The organism is Paenibacillus sp. PAMC 26794 (genome assembly GCF_000316035.1).
GTDB lineage: Bacteria > Bacillota > Bacilli > Paenibacillales > Paenibacillaceae > Paenibacillus.
The window spans coordinates 83,676-107,876 of the sequence record NZ_ANHX01000011.1 but is presented as its reverse complement, the minus strand read 5'-3'; the positions used below and the strand labels follow the sequence as shown (position 1 = coordinate 107,876).

At 43.9% G+C, this 24,201-nt stretch carries 19 protein-coding genes; 1 reads left to right on the top strand and 18 read right to left on the bottom strand.

Annotated elements, in window-relative coordinates; genetic code table 11:
- Window positions 1-66: 66 nt before the first annotated feature.
- The 11 genes from D829_RS0105625 to D829_RS30465 form a co-directional block, all read right to left on the bottom strand.
- Window positions 67-465, bottom strand: coding sequence for a RidA family protein (locus D829_RS0105625; protein ID WP_017687874.1), 399 nt, complete (start codon window positions 463-465; stop codon window positions 67-69).
- Between the two features lie 313 nt (window positions 466-778).
- Window positions 779-2,221 carry a 6-phospho-beta-glucosidase gene (locus D829_RS0105620; protein ID WP_017687873.1) on the bottom strand — a complete coding sequence of 481 codons (1,443 nt, stop codon included), beginning with the start codon at window positions 2,219-2,221 and terminating at the stop codon, window positions 779-781.
- A gap of 34 nt (window positions 2,222-2,255) precedes the next feature.
- Entirely contained in the window at window positions 2,256-4,169 is a 1,914-nt protein-coding gene (locus D829_RS0105615) for a beta-glucoside-specific PTS transporter subunit IIABC (RefSeq protein WP_017687872.1), read from the bottom strand.
- A 444-nt stretch (window positions 4,170-4,613) separates the two neighbouring features.
- Window positions 4,614-6,551, bottom strand: coding sequence for a beta-glucoside-specific PTS transporter subunit IIABC (locus tag D829_RS0105610; RefSeq protein ID WP_017687871.1), 1,938 nt, complete (start codon window positions 6,549-6,551; stop codon window positions 4,614-4,616).
- A 167-nt stretch (window positions 6,552-6,718) separates the two neighbouring features.
- Window positions 6,719-7,561, bottom strand: a complete 843-nt coding sequence (locus D829_RS0105605; RefSeq protein WP_017687870.1) for a PRD domain-containing protein — start codon at window positions 7,559-7,561, stop codon at window positions 6,719-6,721.
- 224 nt (window positions 7,562-7,785) lie between these two features.
- Window positions 7,786-8,091 (bottom strand): hypothetical protein, encoded by a 306-nt coding sequence (locus tag D829_RS0105600; RefSeq protein WP_017687869.1) that lies wholly within the window; start codon window positions 8,089-8,091, stop codon window positions 7,786-7,788.
- A gap of 56 nt (window positions 8,092-8,147) precedes the next feature.
- A complete protein-coding gene (locus D829_RS0105595; protein WP_026081015.1) occupies window positions 8,148-8,708 on the bottom strand; it encodes an AAA family ATPase in 561 nt (186 codons plus the stop codon).
- A complete protein-coding gene (locus D829_RS0105590; protein WP_017687867.1) occupies window positions 8,626-9,387 on the bottom strand; it encodes a hypothetical protein in 762 nt (253 codons plus the stop codon). The genes D829_RS0105595 and D829_RS0105590 overlap by 83 nt, the downstream gene beginning before the upstream one ends.
- Before the next feature lie 157 nt (window positions 9,388-9,544).
- Window positions 9,545-10,633: an acyltransferase gene (locus D829_RS0105585; protein ID WP_017687866.1), complete on the bottom strand. Its 1,089-nt coding sequence runs from the start codon at window positions 10,631-10,633 to the stop codon at window positions 9,545-9,547.
- A gap of 140 nt (window positions 10,634-10,773) precedes the next feature.
- A complete protein-coding gene (locus D829_RS0105580) occupies window positions 10,774-11,307 on the bottom strand; it encodes a GNAT family N-acetyltransferase (protein WP_036660402.1) in 534 nt (177 codons plus the stop codon).
- 149 nt (window positions 11,308-11,456) lie between these two features.
- The gene (locus tag D829_RS30465) at window positions 11,457-14,177 is read right to left on the bottom strand and encodes an alpha-L-rhamnosidase (RefSeq protein ID WP_017687864.1); all 2,721 of its coding nucleotides are present in this window, start codon (window positions 14,175-14,177) and stop codon (window positions 11,457-11,459) included.
- A gap of 134 nt (window positions 14,178-14,311) precedes the next feature.
- Here D829_RS30465 and D829_RS0105570 point away from each other — a divergent pair, with 134 nt between their 5' ends.
- Window positions 14,312-15,196, top strand: a complete 885-nt coding sequence (locus D829_RS0105570; protein ID WP_017687863.1) for an AraC family transcriptional regulator — start codon at window positions 14,312-14,314, stop codon at window positions 15,194-15,196.
- A 9-nt stretch (window positions 15,197-15,205) separates the two neighbouring features.
- Here the strand turns inward: D829_RS0105570 and D829_RS0105565 are convergent, their stop codons facing one another.
- The 7 genes from D829_RS0105565 to fsa form a co-directional block, all read right to left on the bottom strand.
- Window positions 15,206-15,772, bottom strand: a complete 567-nt coding sequence (locus tag D829_RS0105565; protein ID WP_017687862.1) for a hypothetical protein — start codon at window positions 15,770-15,772, stop codon at window positions 15,206-15,208.
- 169 nt (window positions 15,773-15,941) lie between these two features.
- Window positions 15,942-17,405 carry a 6-phospho-beta-glucosidase gene (gene ascB / locus D829_RS0105560; protein WP_017687861.1) on the bottom strand — a complete coding sequence of 488 codons (1,464 nt, stop codon included), beginning with the start codon at window positions 17,403-17,405 and terminating at the stop codon, window positions 15,942-15,944.
- Window positions 17,406-17,454: 49 nt separating this feature from the next.
- Window positions 17,455-19,374: a beta-glucoside-specific PTS transporter subunit IIABC gene (locus D829_RS0105555; protein ID WP_017687860.1), complete on the bottom strand. Its 1,920-nt coding sequence runs from the start codon at window positions 19,372-19,374 to the stop codon at window positions 17,455-17,457.
- A 132-nt stretch (window positions 19,375-19,506) separates the two neighbouring features.
- Entirely contained in the window at window positions 19,507-20,361 is an 855-nt protein-coding gene (locus D829_RS0105550; RefSeq protein ID WP_017687859.1) for a PRD domain-containing protein, read from the bottom strand.
- Window positions 20,362-20,683: 322 nt separating this feature from the next.
- Window positions 20,684-21,787 (bottom strand): metallophosphoesterase, encoded by a 1,104-nt coding sequence (locus tag D829_RS0105545; protein WP_017687858.1) that lies wholly within the window; start codon window positions 21,785-21,787, stop codon window positions 20,684-20,686.
- Between the two features lie 245 nt (window positions 21,788-22,032).
- Window positions 22,033-23,451 carry an NADP-dependent phosphogluconate dehydrogenase gene (gene gndA, locus D829_RS0105540; protein ID WP_017687857.1) on the bottom strand — a complete coding sequence of 473 codons (1,419 nt, stop codon included), beginning with the start codon at window positions 23,449-23,451 and terminating at the stop codon, window positions 22,033-22,035.
- A gap of 60 nt (window positions 23,452-23,511) precedes the next feature.
- Entirely contained in the window at window positions 23,512-24,177 is a 666-nt protein-coding gene (gene fsa, locus D829_RS0105535) for a fructose-6-phosphate aldolase (protein ID WP_017687856.1), read from the bottom strand.
- Window positions 24,178-24,201: the final 24 nt, after the last annotated feature.

Here is a 24,201-nt window from a genome sequence, read left to right as displayed (position 1 = left end):
AAATTAAAAAACGAAGGGGCATCTGTAAGTGAGATGCTCCTTCGTTTGGTTAAAAAGTATTCGATGTTACACTTTTGCTGCCCAAAGCTCTATTTCAATTTTAATCTCTGGTAGACCTAACGCCGTAATATATCCAATCGTCATTGCAGGATAATCCGTACTAAATAATTGTCCCCACTCGGCATATAAGAAATCCCAATCGATTTTCTCGGTTGCCCATACGTTCACTTTGATAATATGTTCAGCATCTAAACGCTCAGATTCGAGCACTGTTTTAATATTATTAAATGTATTAGTGACTTGCTCATTCAGACTCTCTGGAAAGAGTCCATTTTGATCTGCTCCAATTTGACCCGAAGTCACAAATAACTCTGCATTCCTCGGGATTCTTGTAATATGCGTGTACTGACCTACAGGAGCTGGCATATTTTCTGGATTTGTTCTAGTAATTTTGTCCATATTCATTTGGATTACCTCGTCATTCTTAAGATTTTTCTGCGTTATTTCCTAATTTCTTCCGATTTTGGGCAGACCTCACCCTTGGAATAGATTCTAGAAAAAGACAGCAGTGGAGTATCCATATCCCGAAGATATAAATGCAAGTGATTTTTTCTTCATGAGTGGATGCTCCTCCCTTCTTAAGTGACAAGATTCTCTTCATTTCTTTATTATATCTGAAAGCCACATCAAGGGTCAAATTCATCCCCTTATAAACACAGAGCAATCCCGTAATAACGAGACTGCTCTGTGTCTATTCTATAGCGTCGGACACCTTGTATCAGAAATATTGTGCGCCATTACTCGCAATGACATCTTTGTACCAGTGAAAACTTTTCTTTTTCACTCTGCGAAGTGTGCCCGTGCCATCATTATTTCTGTCTACATAGATATAGCCATACCGTTTCTTCATCTCTCCGGTACCCGCACTGACGAGGTCAATCGGTCCCCAGCTTGTGTAACCTATGAGCTCTACACCGTCTTGAATCGCTTCAGCCATCTCGGCAAAATGACTATTCAAATATTCGATGCGATAGTCATCTTCAACGGAGTCATTGTCTAACAACACATCGGTTGCCCCAAGTCCATTTTCAACGATAAACAAAGGTTTGCCATAGCGGTCATGCAGTTGATTACATGTAATTCGAAGACCCTTTGGATCAATGGTCCATCCCCATTCGGATGCTTGAAGATATGGATTCTTCACCGAACCAAACACATTGCCTTCTGTCGAATCTTTCAAAATCTCAGGGTCCGTACTTGTACAGCGGCTTGCATAGTAGCTAAAACCGATATAATCAACCGTATTCTGTATCAAAATCTCCGCATCTTCCGGTTGCATGTCAATCCGAATGTCATTTTCCCTGAAAAATCTTTTCGTATAACCCGGATATGCTCCCTTGGACTGCACGTCAATGAAGAAGAATGACTCACGATCTTTCTCCATAGCCTTCCAAACGTCATCGGGGTTAGAGCTGTATGGGTAGACCATTCCAGCGGCTAACATACACCCGATCTGTGCACCAGGAATGATCTCATGACAAGCCTTAACAGCAAGTGCACTCGCTACCAATTCATGATGTGCTGCCTGATACAGGACCTGATCTTTGTTTTCACCATCCTGCAGAACAATACCCGCTCCAATGTACGGGAGATGCAGCAACATGTTGATCTCATTAAACGTCATCCAGTATTTCACTTTATTCTTGTATCGATTAAATAGCGTCGTCGCATATTTCTCAAAGAAACCAATCATCTTGCGATTCTTCCAACCGTCGTACGTCTCGACCAGATGTACAGGTACATCGAAATGGCAGATCGTTACCACAGGTTCAATGTTGTATTTTAATAACTCATCAAAGACATCATCATAAAATTGCAAGCCTGCTTCGTTTGGCTCCGCTTCATCACCATTAGGGAAAATCCGTGCCCAGGCTATGGAAAGTCTGAGGCACTTGAATCCCATTTCTGCAAATAACGCAATATCTTCCTTATATCGATGATAGAAGTCAATGGCTTCATGTGAAGGATAGAATTCCCCTGCTTTTGGCTCATACGAATCCAGGTTACCCAGAGCAATATTCCATCGATTGGCACCAATCGGAATCAGATCTACCGTTGTTAAACCTTTGCCACCTTCCAGATAAGCACCTTCCAATTGATTCGCTGCGGTTGCTCCTCCCCAGAGAAAATTCTCCGGGAAGGCTGTAAACTTTTCAATCATTGAGGAGTTCCTCCTTAACCATCCTTAGTTTGAATTAGCTTAATACCGTGATCAATTTATCTTTCTCATGAACGGATGCATCTTTCGTTCCTACAACGTCCAGATAATTTGAAGTATTAGTAACAATGATGGGTGTAACCGTCTCATATCCTGCATCCTTAATCGCTTGCAGATCAAACTCAACAATCAGGTCACCTGCGTTAACACGGTCTCCATCTTTCACATGGGTTGTAAAATGTTCACCTTTCAGCTTGACCGTATCCTGTCCAATATGGATCAGCATCTCTACACCATCATCGCTTACTAGACCAATGGCGTGTTTGGTACGATATACAGTTTGAACGACACCTGTGATTGGAGATACCACTCTGCCACTGGTTGGACGAATTGCAATCCCTTTACCCATGTGCTCTCCTGCAAACGTTACATCATTAATTTCGTTCAGTGCAACAACTTCACCAGCCATTGGGCTTACAATTTCGTATCTGCTGTTCGGATTTGGATCAAGTACAGGTGCTGGAGCTGGTGTAGCTTCCACTTTGTCTTTGAATCCAACTACGTACGTCAGAACAAAGCCAAGGATGAACGCAACCGCTGTAGCTACTATTGCCATGTAGAATCCAGAATCAACGCCTGTAGCTGGGTTAATGAAGGTTGGATAACCAAATACGCCAAGTCCGCCAAACATGTAAAGCTTCGAACCCGCTAATCCCAAGATACCTCCACCGATACCACCTGCAATACAGCTCATGATGAACGGCTTTTTCAGTGGAAGTGTCACACCGTAAATTGCTGGCTCGGTTACACCGAAGATCCCAGAGATGAAGGCCGGAATACCTAAAGATTTCAATTTCGTATTTTTGGTTTTCAGTGTAACGGCAAGTACGGCACCGATTTGGGCAAAGGAGGCGGCGAATGACATGGCAATTACCGGATCAGCCCCAGAAGTACTCAAGTTAAGAAGCATGACTGGCACGAGTCCCCAGTGAAGACCAAACAATACAAACACTTGCCACAATCCACCGATAATCAAACCTGTAACAACTGGACTTAAATCATAGATGCCTGTTGCTCCTGCACCAATCAACTGGCCTGCCCAAGTGGATACTGGACCAATCAGAATGAACGTTGCCGGAACGATAACGAGCAAAGTAAAGAATGGAACAAGGAACGTGCTAACGACTTTAGGAATAATATTTTTGAAGAATCTTTCAATTTTAACAGCGAAGAATGTAGCAACAATGATCGGAATAACCGATGTTGAATAACTCATCAGAATAACCGGAATACCCAGGAACGTAATGTGAATCGGTGATTCAAACAACGTCCCTGCAAACAAGGTGTACAGTGGATCTCCGGTAGTCAGACCGGACAGGGTAGGATAAACTAACGAAGCACCTATCGCCATACCCAGGAACGGTGAACCGCCAAATTTCTTGATTGCAGTATAACCAAGGAAGATCGGGAAGAAGTAGAACAGACAGTCACCCGTTGCATTCAACAGTTGGTACGTTCCAGAAGTATCTGTAATCCATCCAAATGATAAAAACATGGCTGTAAAACCTTTGATCATACCTGTTGCAGCCAGCAAACCGAGTAACGGTGTGAACACACCGGAGATCATGTCGATAAATCGGCTAAACAACCCTACCTTTTTACCTGAGTTGTCTGCTTCCTCTTCAAACTGACCTTCGCTTGGGAAATTCCCCGCCTTAACAACTGCTTTATATACATCCGGCACTTCGTTGCCGATAACGACCTGATATTGTCCACCACTTTGCATGACAGTAATAACACCTGGCAGATTTTTAAGTTCTTCCGTTTTGGCTACGCTTTCATTTTTCAATTTAAACCGCAGTCTTGTTACGCAATGGAATACACTGTTTACATTCTCGCGACCACCTACACGTGACAGAATGTCCTTAGCCAATTGATCGTAGTTGCTCATTGTAATTCTCCCTCTCTAAGTAGACTCCCCATGACTTTTGAAACAAATAAAACCTGAACCACTGAACATACACAACATACCGGATCGTCCGGAAATCAGTCGTGTTATTCAGCAATTCAGGTTTTGCCCTTAACGGTTGCAACCCTGTAAGGCTGTACACATTGGTATTTAATTTTTTGGATAACGAAAGTAAGTTGCATTCCATATCCTCTGAACTGAGGATGGTCGGCATTGCCTGATTGAACAGTTACAACCCGATTGATGTATGCGCTTACTTCTTGAACTCATCATAGTACATCTGAACTACGTTTGCAACACTTATTTTTATTAAATTCACAAATACACTTGATTGAGCGAAAATAAAAAAAGAGACTACTTCGAAAGCATCGAAGTGGTCTCTGTATTGTATAATATTCACATTTATAAATACGCACTAAAGCAGAATTAACCAATAACCGTAATCAATTTATCCTTTTCTTGCACTTCACGATTTGTTGTAGCAACCACGTCCAAATAATCAGCTGTATTGGTTACAATAATAGGTGTTACGGTCTCATATCCCGCCTCAATAATGGCCTGCAGATCGAATTCAACGATCAGATCGCCAACACTCACACGATCTCCGTCTTTCACATGTGCAGTGAAATGTTGACCTTTGAGCTGTACCGTATCCTGACCGATATGGATCAGAATCTCTACACCTTGATCATCTACCAGTCCAATCGCATGTTTGGTACGATAAATCGTCTGAACCACACCATTAATCGGGGATACAACTCGTCCACTGGTTGGACGAATAGCAATCCCTTTACCCATATGTTCACCAGCAAATGTAGCATCATTAATTTCTTGCAAAGGAACCACATCACCCGTCATCGGGCTGGCAATTTCGTAGCGATTGTTTGGATTAGGCTCAAGTGCAGCCTTCTCTTCTTTTACTGGCTCTGGAGCCTGATTTGCAGCCTCCGGATTAGCAGGATCTTTGAATCCTACAAAATAAACGAGAACAAAGCCTAGCACAAAAGCAATGATAGTAGCAATCATAGCCATCCAGAATTCGTAGTTGATCCCTTCTGTGGGACTAATCAGCGCAGGAACACCGAAGATTCCTGAAGCAAATACAAACATTTTGGAACCTGCGAATCCAATAATACCACCAGCGGTTGCAGAAGCAATACAACTCATAATAAATGGTTTTTTCAATGGCAAAGTAAGACCGTAAATAGCAGGCTCAGTTACACCGAAAATCCCTGATACAAAGGCAGGAACACCCAGTGATTTGAGTTTAGTATTTTTCGTTTTTAGCATAACGCCAAGAACAGCACCAATCTGAGCAAAAGAAGCAGCAAACATCATCGCCAGAATCGGATCTGCTTTCAGTGTGGACAGATTCAGCAGCATGATTGGTACGATACCCCAGTGTAACCCGAAGATCACCAATACTTGCCACAACCCACCAACAACAATACCTGTTACCAACGGACTCAAGTCATAGATGCCCGATACGCCCGCACCAATCAGTTGACTTGCCCATGTTGCGATTGGACCAATCAAGAGGAATGTTACTGGAACAACAATCAAAATCGTAAAGAATGGCGTGAGGAACGTTCTCACAACAGACGGAATGATCTTTTTGAAGAACGCTTCTACCTTTGCCCCAAAATAAGCAGCAATAATAATCGGAATGACGGATGAGGAATAACTCATCAAGATAACGGGAATACCCAGGAACGTGATATGAATCGGTGATTCAAACAATGTGCCTGCAAACAGCGTATAGAGCGGTTCCCCACCACTAAAGCCTGATAAGGTCGGATATACAAGTGATGCTCCGATGGCCATCCCGAGGAATGGAGATCCACCGAATTTTTTCATAGCTGTGTAACCCAGGAAGATTGGGAAGAAGTAGAACAGACAGTCTCCTGCAGCATTCAACAATTGATATGTTCCTGAAGCCGGGTCCAACCATTCGAGAGAAGTAAACATGGACAGGAAACCTTTGATCATCCCTGTTGCAGCAAGCAAGCCGAGAATGGGTGTAAATACACCTGAGATCAAGTCGATAAACTGACCCAAGAGACTCTCTTTTTTACCGGAAGATTCTGAATCATCACTTGAGACCGGTTCATCCGCATTCATATTACCCACCTGTAACAAGGCTTTATACACATCAGACACTTCGTTACCCACAACTACCTGGTATTGCCCCCCGCTTTGCATTACCGTTATAACTCCAGGTAAATTTTTGAGTTCGTCTGTTTTGGCATTATTGTCATTTTTTAATTTGAAACGAAGTCTGGTCGCGCAGTGCACCACGCTGTTAATATTCTGTTTACCGCCAACGCCAGACAGAATGTCTTTGGCTAATTGCTCGTGTTTCATGAAGTCTTTTCTTCCTTTCTGGCTAGACACGGATTCGAAGCATATTGGAGAGAATAAAAAAACCTGAACATCTGAATGTATGGAACATCCGGTTAACGGTATGTTCTGTCATTCAAGCGTTCAGGTTTTGCCCTAGTGGTTGCAACCCTGCAAGCTGATCTATGGGATTATTCAGAAGTTGCATTCACAACTCTCTCAATATGGATCGTTAAGTACATCATTTCTTCGTCAGTTAGTTGATACGTGTAGTTGCTTTCAATGAATTTCTTAATTTTCTCCGAGCACTTGTGTGCTGCCGGATACTTTTTCTGAATCATCAGGAACAGTTCATCATCGTTGTTGCTCTTGTAATGTTTTCCCTTCACCAAACGTTGGGCGAAAAACTTCAAATGCGTCACAAAGCGATAAAATGTCAGTGAGTTCTCATCAAAATCAATCTTGAAATGATACTTGATGATTGTCAAGATTTCTTGCATGACCTGCGTCATACTCTTGATGTTGGGCATTTCCTCATTCAAAGCTGCATTGACAAAGTGAAGTGCCATAAAACCGGCTTCGTCCTCGGGCAAGATCACACCAAACTGATCACAGATCATATTGAGCGCTTCCATTCCGACTTCATATTCCTCTTTGTATAACTGCTTTGTCTCCCAGATTAAGCCGTTGCGTATGGGCAGATTCTTGCGATACCGCTCAATGGCAAAGTGAATATGGTCTGTGAGATGTAAGTAAATGCTCTCATTTAATTTCTTGCCAAGTTTCAGTTTGGCGTAAGCGATGATTTCCTCGGATACTTTCATGTATTCCAGAGGAATGCTTGAGATTAATGCCTTGAAGTTTTCCTGAATATCTTCATTCTGTAAAGTAAATATCTTGTCGATATGCTGCTCGGAAACCATATCACCCGCCCGCTTCTGATAAGCAATCCCCCGGCCAATGATAATAACTTCCTGTTGTTCGTCATTCATCGCAACTACAGCATTATTGTTCAGCACCTTCTCGATTTTCACTTTATCACTCCAATATACAGAAAAAGACAAACCAATCCCTTTTCTCAAGGTATACGGCTTTGCCTGATTCAACAGTTACAACCCGATATGTTGTACGCGCTTCCCTCATAATATTACAAATTTCTACACAGTGCAACAAAAAGTTAGTATCGAATTAGCATGACTCCTGATCTAGGTAAATATACTCACAGGAGTGAGCAAATCAAGAATTATTTTACAGGGATTCACGGTTTATTGTTTTTGTTGTCTTTCTCCAGCTCTGCTTCAATTTTTCGATTAATACTGTCCATTTCTTCTGAGCTCAAACGATCGACATCTTTAAATTGCTTATCCAACTCGTACTCTTGCGCCTCGCCTTTGTTCATTAACCCCAGATGATTCTTAATGTCTCGGATATCTTCACGCATATGTATCGTCTGACGGTATTGATCTACAACAAGTGCAAAAATAATGCCCCCGGCCACTATTGGACCAAATGGGATCAGATAACATAAAACAAGTCCAATGAGCAAAAATATAACAAAATACATGTGTAGTGCCCCTCTCATATAAAATATCTACTCTGCGAAGATAAACGTTTCATAGATTACAAATTAAAGCGTTCCTGGATTAACTGTGCCACTTCATCCGGGCTCTTTTGTGTGTTATCAATCCTTATGTAGTGCTCATGCTTGATTTCTCCCGGTTCCGAGTTCAATCGATAATGCTTCATCGTATCAAGCAAATCTCGCTCAGACCACGCGATGTCACGCTTTGTTGGTTTATGTAACAGACGATGCGGACTTTTATTGCGCTCCAATCTTTCCGATGGAGCAGCCTCCAGTTCCACATAACAGACCTGTCCTCCATTAGATTCGAATAACTCGCTGATCTTACGGATGTATTCACCATCTGACTCCGCGTCCAAAGCCCACACAAATGTAAAAATCAGACCCGGCAAATCACTCTTTGCCACTTCCTCAAAAATCTCCTGCCGGAACAGACTCACCAGTCTTTTGCCTTGTGGTGTTCCATAGCTGAAGAAAGGAGACACCAATTCAATGGTCATGTGGTTATGAAACAATTTAAGTTTTGTTATCTTCTCCAGTTCTTGCCCCACCGTCATCTTGCCCACAGCCTGTGGGCCAAAAATAATCACTAATTTCATTTTCGATCACTCCTGACTTCGCCATAATTTGTTCAGGCAGCATATCCACTGCAAACCATGGGCCCGCATTGTAATCAGTTGATTCACCCCAGGCCACATTAAAATGGATCTGTAGCTGCTCTCCCACTTGTATCATCGGAATTTCAACTTGTAAACCATCCTCAAGATATCGAATTAAATGAAAAGCTTCTTTTAGATCTGCTATGCTTTTTGTCATCCAATGATTCTTTTTTGCTCTGCGGACCAGGGTCTCCCCATCTTCCGTACCTACCGTGAGGACATAAGAATCATCATAGAAACTAATGGCGTCGAGGTTCTCACCACTATCGGGTGCACTTTGATTCCAATTGAAAGGTACTTCCCATTTTAGCGTAAAGAGGATTTGCTCCAAAGATTTCTTAGTTTGGCACCGCCACATCAATGAACGACAATCGTCAATTGTAGCTCCATCCGGCAGGTTTGGCTCAGGTTTTGTAACCAGTAGCTCTGCTGTGATATCCCTTGTCTCGAATAGGATAATATATGAATCGTTCTTCAACGATCTTGTATTTACAGCAAATTCCTGGATATTCTCTTGCCTCCATTGAATGTTTGTTATTAACTGACCAAATGGTGTCTGGATTTTCGGAACGACAGGCTCACTTAATTTATGACTATTAACTGTTCGAAATAAGTGCATCCGATGCCTCCTTTATCACATTCCATTAATTCAATTTTATGGACATTAAACTCTATAATACCTTCTTTAAGGCAAATAAAAAAGAGTTTTCAAGTGATTCCCTCCACGCGTGAGGGCTTGAAAACTCTTATCTTTAATTAAATATATTTATTTTGGATTAACGTCCGATCAGTACCCATCCCCACTTCATCCGGCGCAATCCCATCGCGCAGATCCATGAGATCAGGAGCGCCGCAACATAAGATAGAATGATGCCCACGCTGAAGTGACGAGCCAGGTCATCTGTGAATTCACGTCTCCAGAAGAGCAGTACAAGTGGGTGCATTAAAAACACACCGAACGCAACTGTACCCAAGGAGTCCAGAATACGCGTAGCTTTTCGAACCTCGGTATGTTTTCCTGTGCCGATTCGTTCGCTAAAGATCAGTAGGAGCAGGCAGGCTGACAAGGTAAACAAATTTCGGAACAGGAACAGCACGGTATAGGTAATAACCGGATATACAGCAAAAGCGGTTTTGATATAAGCATTACCATATATAAAAATGGCACCTCCGCTCAACAATGCAGCTATAAGTACATAACGGTGAGTATACAGTTTCTTTAATGCCCACTCAAAGTTCAACCCAACCCATGCGCCAAATCCGATGACGATCAGATAACTGGGTAATAAACTGCCTGTTCGTTCGAAATGAAACTGCAAATGTACTGCATAAAAGATCGCTTGGCCCGCAATAAAAAATAATGGCAAATAACGATTAAACAAACGATGGCGAGTAAGGGACAGAAGCCACGGAAAAACGATATAGAATTGAAGAATAATCAAAAAAAAGTACAAGTGCGTATGAGCGGTTCCCATCACTAATTGTTTTGCAAATTGAACACCATGGGTCAAAGGTTCTTTGCCCGCAAGCAACTGTTTAATGGAAAAATAGATAAGGGACCACACCACATAAGGTACAAATACATTAAATAAACGCTTCTTATAAAAAGCGAGCATCCAACCCTTCTCATTCACCTTGGAGCTGTAGTTGTAGAACAAGACCAGAGATGACAGGAACAGAAACGCTGGAACGGCAAATTGCAAAAACGTGTTCCAGAAGTAATACACATCATGATCTAAAGTGTTCTTGGGGTAATGCGCAACTGCTGTTGAAGTCGCATGAATAGCTACCACTGCCATGATGGCAAAAGCACGATAGAGATCCAGATACTCAATACGCCGGGGCCGATTAACCGGTTGATTCATAAAGATAACCTCACTTGTGCCTGATATGGGATGATAGTTTCCGGCCGCAATCCAGATTCTATGCTTCATTTTAATCAGCACACGAGGGTAATACAATCATAATCCATATTATTTTCGTGATATTACATCATTATTCTGCATTATTCGACATTTTCTATCCAGAATCGTTCAACAACGTTGCCATTGGACTCCACATAGTCTTCATCCCGAATGCCACCATTTCGAAGGATAACCCTTCTCGAAGGCTCATTAACCGCATCGCATACGACCAATACTTTGGAGATTCCAAGCTCTCTCGTTTTCTCCAAAGATAGCCTGAGAATTTCGGAACCATAGCCATTGTGCCGTTCCCCCGGACGAATGCCATAACCAATATGTCCTCCGCTGTTGGACAATTTGTCGTTAAGCTCATGCCTTATATTCACGGCACCCACGATTTGTTGACTCTCCGTGACCAGCCAGTATGTACTGTCTTTGACCCAGCCTTCCGGGATGTCGATCCCTTGTTCATTGCGCTGCAAAAACGCCAACATCTCATCGAACGCATAAGGATCTTTGGAAATGACCCAAGGTACCATCAATTCTCCACTTCTGACCCAGTCTTCATAAAATGCCAAATACGCATCCTTATAGGCTTTTGATGGTTTAATTAATCTAACGTGTTTTTTTCCCATGATCATTACATCCTCCCAACAGATATTGATATTGCCACGTTCTCTCTTCCAGGACACGACGTTCTTGCTCTTCCATCAGACAAGTTCGAAAAAGGACCTGCGTGTGTGCAGATCCTCTTCAAGTGTACCTCTTACCGCATATTCTATCATTATACGGACTCTGTCAATGTAGCCTCCTGAACATCCCCATCCTTCTTAACATTCGTGTCTGTGTACGTGAATTGGTAACTCCCAGATCCAAGTGTGACTTCAACATCTTCTCCAATACTGCGAATAACCTGAACTTCACTCACCTGATCCAACGGTTTCCCTTGTTCCAGAACGATCTGTGCACCTGCTCCAGGAAGACGTACCGTACCTCTCGTATTGACAGGAATATGCACCCGTATCTCCATTTCACCATCCGCCAACCGGTGCCAGCTTGAAGCAACTTGACCATACATCGTCTCCAGACTCGCTTCCACCCAATCCAGTCCGGGTCCGGGTTGCGGCTCGATATGCACCATTCGGAATCCTGGCTGATGTTCATCGGACCGAATGCCTGCAACGTAACGATACAACCATTCTCCAATCGCCCCGTACGCATAATGGTTAAATGAGTTCATACCGGCACTCCAGAGACTGCCATCCTCTTTGATCCCATCCCAATGTTCCCAGACGGTCGTTGCGCCTTGAGTCACCTGATACAGCCAGGACGGATAATCCTCTTGAAAAAGTAATGTATAAGCCAGGTCGTGAAGACCTGCATCACTCAATGCCGGATTCAGATAAGGTGTGCCCACGAAACCTGTAGTAAGATGATTCCCCGCCTCTTTCACGAGTTTTGCCAATTGTTCAACAGCACGAGTTCGAGCAGTGGCGTCCAGCAGGTCAAATTGAAGCGCAAGAACATGCGCTGTCTGCGTTGGAACAGCAATTTTGCCGGCTGGAGTCACGAATTCATTTCGAAACGCATGAACAATGTTTGTATGCAACTGCTTGTAATATTCAGCATCGTCTGTCTTTCCAAGTGCCTCAGCTGCCTTTTGAGTTAACGACACCGAATAGGCATAGAATGCTGTTGCCACATAATCCGTGTCCGTTGCGCCGACATAACTATCAGGCTTGGAGTCCAGTCCCAGCCAATCGCCAAAGTGGAATCCCGTGTTCCACAGGTACGGATTGTCACCCTGCACGTGAATATACTCGATCCACTGCTTCATACTCTCATATTGTTCGGCCAGTAATCTGGCATCCCCATACATCTCATAGATGGTCCAAGGACAGATAACTGCTGCATCACCCCAAGCGGCGGAGGAATGACTGGTGTCTCCCCATCCTTCTGACGTGGAACTTCTCAGATCCGGAACGAAGAATGGAATACCGCCATCTTCTCCCTGATCCGCTTCCAGATCCCGTAGCCATTTGGTGAAGAAGGGAGCCGTATTCATCAGGTAGGAAGACGTGCGAACAAACATCTGTGCATCGCCAGTCCACCCGAGCCGTTCATCCCTCTGTGGACAGTCTGTCGGCACATCAAGAAAATTCCCCTTTTGCCCCCACAATATATTGTGATGCAGTTGGTTCACCAGTGGACTGGAGCATGAAAACTGACCTGTTGGCTCCATATTCGAGTGCAACACTATTCCGGTGAATTCATCCAGACGAACGTGTTCCGGAAAGTTAACCAGCTTCACATAGCGAAACCCTTGGAACGTAAAATGCGGTTCAAATGTTTCCACGCCATCCCCCTTGCAGGTGTAGCGAATACACTGCTTGGCGGCGCGAAGATTATCGGTGTAGAAGTTGCCTTGATGATCCAATATCTCTGCATGATGCAACTCAACCGTCTGACCTGCCTCACCTTGAATGCTGAATCTCATCCATCCCACCATATTCTGCCCCATGTCTATTACACGATCTCCCTGTGGTGTTGTTAACAAAGCGATTGGCTGTAGCTGTTCCACTTGGGTGACGGGTACGTTCTCCTGCGCAACGATGATATCTTTGGGATGATCCAGTACGTTCACGGGTGACCAATTCGCCTGAGATGAAGCCGACCAATCGGACTCCATTCGTGCATCATACGTCTCCCCCATATAGATGTCCGACATACGAATGGCACTTGGAGCAGCCGTCCACTCCCCATTGGATAGAATACATTCCTCTGATCCATCTGCGTATTTCATATGCAGTTCCAGCAGCAATGCGGACGTTGAACCAAATATCTCCCGTTCTTTGTTCCAGCCAAGATACCCTCGGTACCAACCATCTCCCAGATTAGCACCTAAAATATTCTGTCCATCCTGAAGCAGGTGGGTAACATCATAAGTTTGATATTGTAATCGCTTACGATAAGAGGTCCAGCCAGGTGTAAAATAATCTTCTCCTACTCTTGTGTTGTTCATATGCAACTCGTATAATCCAAGTGCTGTAACATATATGCGGGCAGACTTAACAGTTTGTTTCACATTAAAATGCCTGCGCATACGCGGGCATGACGTATCTCCATCATCTGATGGTTGAGCTGTGATCCATTCTGCTTGCCACTTGTTATGACGATCCATAAGTCCCATCTCGAAATAAGCCGTTTCGGACCAGCCCGAATCACTTCCTTCATCATCCCATGCCTGAATCCGGTAATAGTATCGCGTTCGCGGAGAAGGCTGAAAATGGTTTAATTCCACATGTATGGATTGATCCGTACTTATCTCGCCAGAATCCCATGCAATCTCATCAAAATCTTCCGTCAATGACAGTTGGATCTGGTACGCTGATTGCATACAGTTCCGACGGTCTGACTGCAACTGCCAGCTTAATCTCGGTGATTGGACATCAAGGCCTATCGGATTGATTCTATACTCACAGCGAAGGTGACTAACGTTGAACATTAGCAGATCGTCCTTTCCATCTTGGCTTCCCATTCGGGGTTACGATATAATTATATCGATCCTGTTGCCCTAAATACCCGGTTATCAGGACTATTTCATCCGGGGTTTCAGCCATCTGTGCGAGGAGGTTGCTTGTGAATTCATCTGTACAACTCATGAAAAGTGAATACTTTCTGCATAATCATCTGCAACTTTTTGTCAATCGTTGCTCTGAAGATTTTGTCCTTCCTTTTCACGCACATGATTTTATTGAGTATAGCTATGTTGCTGAAGGAAAGGGCTTTCATCATATCGGTGAAGATGTCATTCCGGTGACGAAAGGGATGCTGTTTGTTATTCCTGTCGGTGTTCCTCATGTTTTCCGTCCTGTGAGCACCAACGTATCCGAGCATCCGTTAATTCTATATAATTGCCTATTTAATGCTGAACTGATCAACACCCTGACATCCGTCATTCAGGAAAAAGAAATCATTCATCATCTGATGGATCTGGCACAAAATCAGGTTCCTTATATATCCGTTGTGGATCACAACGATCGGATTGAAGAACTAATGGTGAAGCTGTACCGTGAATCCTCTGTTCCGGGAATCGGTTCGTCTACCATGTTATACACCTTGGTGAGCCAGTTGGTATTGATGACCTACAGACAACTTTATCAAGAGGATCATGATGAAGCGGTTCATTCCACCGATTTTGAGTACATTCTTCACTATCTCAAGCAACACGTAAGCAATCGTATTCGGATGTCTGATCTGGTCCGTGCATCCGGCTGGAGCGAGAAGCAAATTGGGCGAATGTTTCTGCGACATACCGGACAGACCTTTAGCAGCTACCTGCAACACCTCCGTATACAAAAAAGCTGCGAACTTCTAAAGAGTTCACAGCACAAAGTCAGTCTGATTGCAGAGCTGGTTGGATATCGGGATATGGATTCATTCTATGCTGCATTCAAAAAAATAACAGGCGAAACACCTCTCGCCTATCGCAAAAAATCCAGAGCACAGCACTCTGGACAATAAGATTTACTCTCAGACACCAACAACCTGTAACACTTCATCTATGTATGCCTTGGCCTCTTTCCATGAAGACATCAACGGAAAGTTGTATCGCTCACGCTCCTGTATATTCCACGGATGCGGGATACAGATGACCTTTTTGCCGTCCTCATGCGCGGGAATCAGATTATGTGCTCCATCATCAATGAGCAGATCGAAACCGAGCAAGTTTTTTCTTTTGCATGTAATAAACTGTTCTGCGGTTATAAAAGGCATATGCTGCTGAAGCCAATTCCACTTCTCAACGACTGTTCTTGGTTCTGCTGCCGTCACAACAATAACATCATAAGCATCGTTCAGCTTTCGCATCTCATCTACAACATATTCGTCGTATAACTCCAATTCCTCGAACAGACCCGGCCGACCATAAAATACATCATGCGTGCTCTCTGGATGACGCAAATGGGATGTATCCCAATGAATCATATCCTCATAGCGCAACGGATGGGTCGGGAAGTTGAGGTTGTTGTGATATATAGCCCGCTTGACCAGATGACATATCGTGTCATCCATATCTATAGCAATGATAGGCTTCTTCATGGTTATCCCTCCCCCAATACGATCACAGTATACCATCCAGTATGTTATGAAGTCATCTTTTTTACCTTGAAAATGCCAATAGCGTTGATGAGAATTCTACCTGATTATATTAAAAAGGCGCCCCGGCGCCATAATACCAGCTACGCCCGGGGTGCCTATATAGGTTGATCTATTCCAAGTTCTCACCATTCGAGGCAATGACTTTTTGGTACCAGCCAAAGCTCTTTTTCTTATAACGATTCAATGTGCCTTGTCCGTTGTCATCCTGATCTACGTAGATCACGCCATAACGCTTGGACATTTCCGAAGTGGATGCACTGATGATATCAATCGCTCCCCAGTTGGTATATCCCATAAGGTCCACACCATCCATAACGGCTTCTTTCATTTGTGTAATATGTTTTCTCAGATAATCAATACGGTAATCATCGTTGATGGAACCGTCTGCTTCAACGGTATCTTTGGCACCAAGGCCGTTCTCCACCACAAACAATGGCAGTTGATAACGGTCATACAGCTCTTTCAATGCAACGCGCAGACCGATCGGATCAAGCTGCCAGCCCCATTCCGTGCGCTCCAGGTTCGGGTTCTTGATCGTACTGTACAGGTTGCCACCAGTTACTCCATATTCCTCTGGGTTCACTGCGGACACCAAGGATGTGTAATAACTGAACGATATGAAATCAACCGTGTGCTCACGCAGGATCTGCTCGTCCCCCGGTTCCATGGCAATGGTAATTCCGTTCTCTGCCCAATACCGAGCCATAAACGTTGGATAACTACCACGAACTTGTACATCTGTATGCAGCAGGTTCAGCTGATTATCGATCTGTGCTTGCAGCACATCCTCTGGCTTCGACGTCGCCGGGTAGTGAATCATACGCGCAAGCATACATCCGATCTGGAAGTTCGGGTTAATCTGACGTGCTTTCTCTGTCACCAGGCTACTGGCTACAAATTGATGATGAAGTGCCTGATATGAAGCCTGCATCGTGTTTTCAACCCGGTCTTCAATAATACCGCCGCCTGTGAACGGTTCAATAATGGTTGTGTTAATCTCATTAAACGTCAACCAGTATTTGACTTTGTCCTTGTATCGGTTCATAACGGTTTCCGCATATCTTACAAAATGTCCAATCACTTCGCGGCCAGCCCAGCCGTTATATTTCAGGACAAGTGCCATAGGCATCTCGTAATGCGAGAGGGTTACCAGTGGTTCGATATCGTATTTCCGGAGTTCATCGAACACTTCGTCATAGAAACGCAGTCCCTCTTCATTAGGCTCGGCATCATAACCATTTGGGAAAATACGCGGCCAGTTAATGGACAGACGGAATGTCTTGAAGCCCAGCTCTGCGAAGAGCGCAATATCCTCTTTGAAACGATGGTAAAAATCAATCCCGTAACGCTTGGGATAACCTTCTGCACTGTGATGTGCCATTGCTTTCTCAACCGTTGCACTGGTAACATGCATCAGTTCTCTAAGGTTGGTGTAGTCCTTTTTCTCAAAATAAGGAACCATATCGGCCGTCGACCATCCTTTGCCGCCAGCGTCGAATCCACCTTCAGCCTGATTGGCGGCAATAGCGCCGCCCCATAGAAAACCTTCCGGAAACCCTTGTCGATTAATCATCCGTATCTCTCCTTCTTTTGTTGATATTATTAGTCCTAAGACAGGCTGTTTAGATTTCTGCTTTCAATACGTCTTCACCCATCGTGATTTCACCCAATTTCACAGGTAGAACCTGCTTGTAATCAGCCGTATTGGTAACAACCATAGCCGTTGTAATGTCGTATTCTTTTGCAATCTCGGCCAGTTCAAATGAGAGTAACTTGTCTCCAGCCTGTACACGTGCTCCTGTAACAACATGTGCATCGAAGTACTGTCCACGCAGCTTCACCGTGTTAATTCCAACATGAATTAACAATTCCATTCCGTTATCACTGCGGACAACAATCGCATGTTTTGTTTTGAACACATTCATGATCGTACCTGTCACTGGAGATACCAATTCGCCCACCGTTGGAACAAATGCCACACCTTTACCCATCAATTCATCACCAAATGTTGGATCATTGACTTCTTTGAGCGGAATCGATTTACCCGTCATCGGTGCAACGGCTACCGCATTACTTGTTGGTGTTGGAGCGCCCATATCGTCCACATTCACGCTTGCAGCATCGTTGGAAGGTGCTGTCGCTGTTGCAGAAGAAGCGCCTGGTGAGAATTGAGCCAACGCCTCAGCGTCTCCTTCTTCTTCTTTAATACCAAATATCGTAGACATAATCGTACCCACGACAAAGGCCAAAATCATACCCCCAAAGGAATACCAGAAGGTTTGTCCGATCAGGGAAGGAAGTCCCGGGAGACCCCCGTTACCCGCAAGTACATACGCTTTCGCGCCAAAAGCAAGGGCGAATCCGCCACCCACTGCACTACCAATCATGGCTGCGGCAAATGGTTTTTTATACTTCATGTTAACCCCGTACATAGCCGGCTCCGTTACACCCATTAGTGCGGTGAAGCTCGTTGACAATGCCACGGTTTTGAGTTTTTTATCTTTTGCCCGGAAGAATACGCCGAGTGTTGCACCAGCCTGACCCATATTGGAGATAAAGGTTAATGGCAAGAATTTATCAAAGCCCAGTGTAGCGATATTACTCAGGATGATCGGCACAAGTGCATAGTGCATTCCTGTCATAATAATGAGCGCCATCGCGCCGCCCAGAACAATACCTGCAATCAATCCGCCTTCATTCAGCAGCCAGTTGATGCCGCCAGACAATCCGCTACCTACAAATGTACCCAATGGACCGATCGCAATCAGCGTTACCGGAACCATAACAAGTAAGGTAATCAGCGGCACAAGCAATAGCTTGAGTGCAGCAGGGATAACGCGGTCAACCCATTTCTCAACATAGGACATCAACCACACTGCAAGAAGAATCGGAATTACCGATGAAGCATAACTTACTGCTGTAACCGGGATTCCCAAAAAGCCAACCGATTCACCGCTAGATAGCAATGTTGTCATGTCTGGATACATCAGTGCCGTACCTAGTGCAATCGCAACAAACGGGTTACTGCCGAATTTACGAGCAGCGCTGACTGCAATCAGTAAGGGCAGGTAGTGGAATACGCCGTCACCAATGGCTGAAAGAATCCGGTACGTATCCGTTCCAGCAGACATCCAACCTAAGGATACGAACAGAGCAAGTAATCCTTTGAGCATACCTGCCGCTGTAATCGCTGGGAGCATCGGAGCAAAGACACCTGCGATTGTTTCAAAAATTTTCAGCACGACATTTTGTTTTTTATCCGACTTTGGCTCTTTATTTTCTGTACTTTGCTGGATTGCCGGATTTTCCTTCACCATAGCATCGAACACTTTTGCCACATCATTACCGATAATGACTTGGAATTGATCGCCCGAAATATTCGTTCCCATGACCTTATCCAATTTCTTGAGTGAGCCGTTATCAACTTTCTCGTTGTCTTTCAGATCAAAGCGCAAACGTGTGACGCAGTGATAAACTGAGTTAATATTGTTAGTTCCCCCAACGGCTTTGATGATTTCCTGCGCCGTTTCCTGATGTTTCATGATGTTTTCCTCCTCATTTTTCCAATAAAAAATACCCGAACGAATCTAGCGCATATTGATGGCGCCATCTCATTCGGGTATTGCCTGATTGAACAGTAACAAGCCCATAGGATATCCAGTTGTGATTTGATTCTATTGCGTGGACTTTTCGTCCCGCTTGGTTTTCATCAAACGTTCCAGATGGAGCGTTAGATATAACTGCTCAGAGTGAGTCATGTCATACTGATAGTTTTTATGGATAAAAGTCTCGATCTTGCCAATACATTTGAATGTCTCCGGATAGTTTTTCCGAACCACTTCATATAAATACTCCTCAGCATCATCATGTGAAGAATGGGTAATGACACGCTGACAGAAATATTTCAAATGGGTGATGAAGCGGAAATAATTGACGCTATCTTCATCCAATTCGACGTTGAAGTGATATTTGATGATATTCATAATCTCCTGCAACAGCTGCATCAGATGGGTGACATCGTTCATGGAATCATTGACTTCCGCATTGATGAAATGCAATGCAATATTACAGACTTCATCTTTGGGGAACTCAATATCCAGTCTTTCCTTCAGCAAGGTCAGTGCTTCTCTGGCCACATCGTACTCCGCCTTATAGAAATGCTGAACTTCCCAAGAAAGTGGATTACGAGTAATCATTCCTTTTTCCAAGCGTTGAACAGCAAAATGAATGTGATCAGACAGCGAGACATAGATCCCGTCACTGATGGTTTTGTTCAGTTGTGTTCGTGCCAGTGTCACAATATCATCTGTTGCCTGCAGAATCTCAATCGGCACTTCAGCTACGATGGATTTAAATTTCTCATAGATCGATGTATCCTGAAGACGAAATATCTTCTCAATCCGCTCTTCATCAATCTCATCGCCTGCTTTGAACTTAAATCCGATACCCCGGCCGAGGATCAGTAGTTCCTGATTTTTGTCATCCACGGTACTGACAATATTGTTATTAAATATCTGTTTAATAATCATTATGGACCCACCTGGTTTTTTTTGAGGAATAAAAAAGGCAAAACCAAAACAGAAATAATAAAATCATTTCCATAGTGGTTTTGCCCGCATTACCGGTAACAAGCCTCGGATCTAATTTATCATAACCTGAAAACGGTGTCAACCCAAAAATGCTAACGCTCTATTCCACTTCATCCCTTACTTAAGTCATTTCCCTATGCTTCCACGTTTAAGGGTGCATATGTTTTAATATTCACATTTTGATGCAGATTCAAACGGCGTCATCCAACAACTATCTCTTGCTTCAAACAAACCAAAGACCCTTCTCTCGAAGAGCCTATCATCATTGTTGAAATGTAATATTAATCTGTACAATCTCCGAACGACTGCTTGTGCGAATTGGTGGTCCCCAGAAGCCAAATCCTGAGGTTACGATGGAGTGCATAGAGCCCTTTTGCAGATAACCCCAATCATTCTCGTAGATCGCTTGTGTAATGAACTGAGCCGGCGCAATCTGTCCACGGTGGGTGTGACCGGATACGACCAGATCTACATTGTTTTGCTCCGCAATATCCAGATCATACGGCTGGTGATCCATCATAAGTACCGGTTGGCTCAAGTCAGTACCTTGCATTAAAGTAGCTACTTCTGCACGATCCTTCTCTGTCCGGTCTTTCCGTCCAATCAGAGTGATCTTGTCATCCAAAACGATTTTGTCATCGTACAGAACTTGCATGTTGCTCTTCTCCAGCGCAGCAATCAGATCTTCAATCGGACCATCGAACTTGTCGTGATTCCCGAGAGAAGCATAGACACCGTATGGGGCCTGAATGTCACTGATAATATCTGCAATTCCGCTATTAAGGTACATCTCCAGATTGTCATCAATAATATCTCCAGGATACAGCACCAGATCCGGCTTCAGTGCATTAATCTCCTCCACCATGCGTTTGGCATGTGCAGGGCCAGATAGAAGTCCAAAGTGCATATCGGCAGCCATAACAATGTTGAGCTTGTCTACACCTTCTACTTTTTTATCAATCTGGATATTATATATTCTCACTACCGGGCTGTAAGCATTGAAAATCCCATAAGCCATTGTAGACACTAACAACACCAGCGTAACGACACCTGCCCACTTGTGTGCATGATGTCTTGGAATTCGGGTTAATCTTAGTAACCACAGTGTCAAATGAACTACAGGCAGAATTAGCAATAATAACGAGAAAATCGCAAGCCAGTAGGAACCGATGATACTTAGAAAAGAGATGCTGCTAAACAATCGTGCCAAAATGAAAGAAACAGCAAGAAATACAAGCGCTATAATATAAAACCACCGAAATCTGGCTGACACGACAGGTTTCATCCAACTCCAGCCGCTCCTGCCTATGTAGAATACTAATAAACCATATACTACCACAAATAATAGTCCTGCTAATACGAACATGCCCAGTCTAACCTCCACGTCAATAAGTTGTATTCTGAATTTTCATCACGGATGCAGGTCCGTCTGAACAAGTATAACGTAGTTGATGAGTCAGATCATCTGTTTGCCAAACCCAGATTCGTACATTTTATTACAATTTGATGATATTCAAATTCGAACCATTAACGAGAAAAAGCATTCCCGCAGCAGCCCTGAATAGTTAAATTCAAGGACCACTGCAGGAATGCTATATTTCGGAATTAAAATTACTCGTTCGTGTCCATCCACTGGAAGTGGAATGAACCTTCTTTGTCTAAACGTTGGAATGTGTGAGCACCGAAGTAGTCACGTTGAGCTTGCAGCAAGTTCGCTGGCAAACGCTCAGTACGATAGCTGTCGTAGTATGACAGAGCACTGGAGAAGCCAGGTACCGGCACACCTTGTTTTACAGCAGCCGCTACAACTTCACGCCATGCGCCTTGATAAGACTCAATGATGTTTTGGAAGTATGGATCAAGCAGCAGGTTTTTGAGTTCTGCATCTTTGTCGTATGCTTCTTTAATGTTTTGCAAGAACTGCGAACGGATGATGCAACCACCACGGAAGATCATGGCAATGTTACCGTATTTCAGATCCCAGCCGTATTCATCGGAAGCTGCACGCATTTGTGCAAATCCTTGTGCATAGGATACGATTTTACTTGCAAACAACGCTTTACGCACGTTCTCGATGAACGCTTTTTTGTCGCCGGAGAACGCTTCAGTCGCTGGTCCATTCAGGATTTTGCTAGCTGCTACGCGCTCGTCCTTCATGGCAGACAGGAAACGGGAGAATACGGATTCCGTAATCATGGACAATGGTACGCCGAGATCCAGCGCGCTTTGGCTTGTCCATTTACCTGTTCCTTTTTGTCCAGCCGCGTCCAGAATGACGTCAACCATTGGTTTGCCGGTTTCTGGATCATATTTGGAGAAGATATCTGCCGTGATTTCGATCAGGTAGCTGTCCAGCTCCCCTTGATTCCACTCGGTGAAGATCTCATGCAACTCTTCAACGGAAACGTTCAATACGGATTTGAGCAAGTGGTAAGCTTCACCAATCAACTGCATATCTCCGTACTCGATACCGTTATGCACCATTTTCACATAGTGTCCGGCACCGTCTGGTCCGATATATGTGCTGCAAGCGTCATCGCCAACTTTAGCGGAGATCGCTGTAAGGATCGGTTCTACCAACTGGTAAGCACTTTCCTGACCACCTGGCATGATTGCCGGGCCTTTCAGTGCGCCTTCTTCACCACCGGATACACCTGCTCCGATGAAGCGGAAACCTTTTTCTTCCAGATCTTTGCTGCGACGTTGTGTGTCAGGGAAGTAAGCATTACCTCCATCAATAATAATGTCGCCTTGATCCAGATGAGGAAGCAGTTGCTCGATCGTTGCATCTGTTGCTTTACCTGCTTGCACCATGATCAGAATTTTACGCGGAGACTCCAGGGATTCCACGAATTCTTCAATGGTGAACGCACCTGTCAGGTTTTTACCTTCAGCTTCTTTCAAAAGATCGTTCGTTTTCTCCGGGGAACGGTTAAATACCGATACCGAGAAACCTTTGCTTTCAATATTCAAAGCCAGGTTTTTACCCATTACTGCCAATCCAATAACACCAATCTGTTGTTTACTCATTATGTCCTCCCAATACTCCATTATTTATATAGTAAGTTGAAACGAATGAATGGTTATAGATTATTGTACTGTTTTTTTCCAATCCGCTGCAAATTTGTCTATACCTTGATCTGTCAGCGGGTGTTTGGAGATCTGTTCAATAACGGAGAATGGAACCGTAGCAATATGTGCTCCAGCCATCGCTACACGTGTAACGTGATCCGGATGTCTTACGGAAGCCGCAATAATCTGAGCATCCAGGTTATGTGTACGGAACAATTCAGCAATTTTGGTAACCAATTGTACGCCATCCTCGGAGATATCATCGAGACGTCCCAGGAACGGGGATACATACGTCGCACCAGCACGTGCAGCCAGAAGCGCCTGATTGACCGTGAAGATCAACGTTACGTTGGTTTTCACACCTTTTTTGGTCAAGTAACGACAAGCTTCAAGTCCTGCAAGTGTCATTGGCAGTTTAATGGTAATGTTTTTGTCGCTGTTGTTAATTTTGATCAATTCGTCTGCTTGCGCGATCATTTCTTCAGCAGTAAGGGCATCCGGTGTCACTTCTGCAGAAACGGACTCCACTTCAGGTACCAAACGCAAGATTTCTTCAATACGATCTTCGAATTTCACGCCTTCTTTGGCTACCAAAGATGGGTTTGTTGTTACGCCAGACAATACGCCGATTTTGTATGCTTTTTGGATATCTTCCACATTAGCTGTATCGATAAAAAATTTCATGATTTAATTACCTCCAGATATATT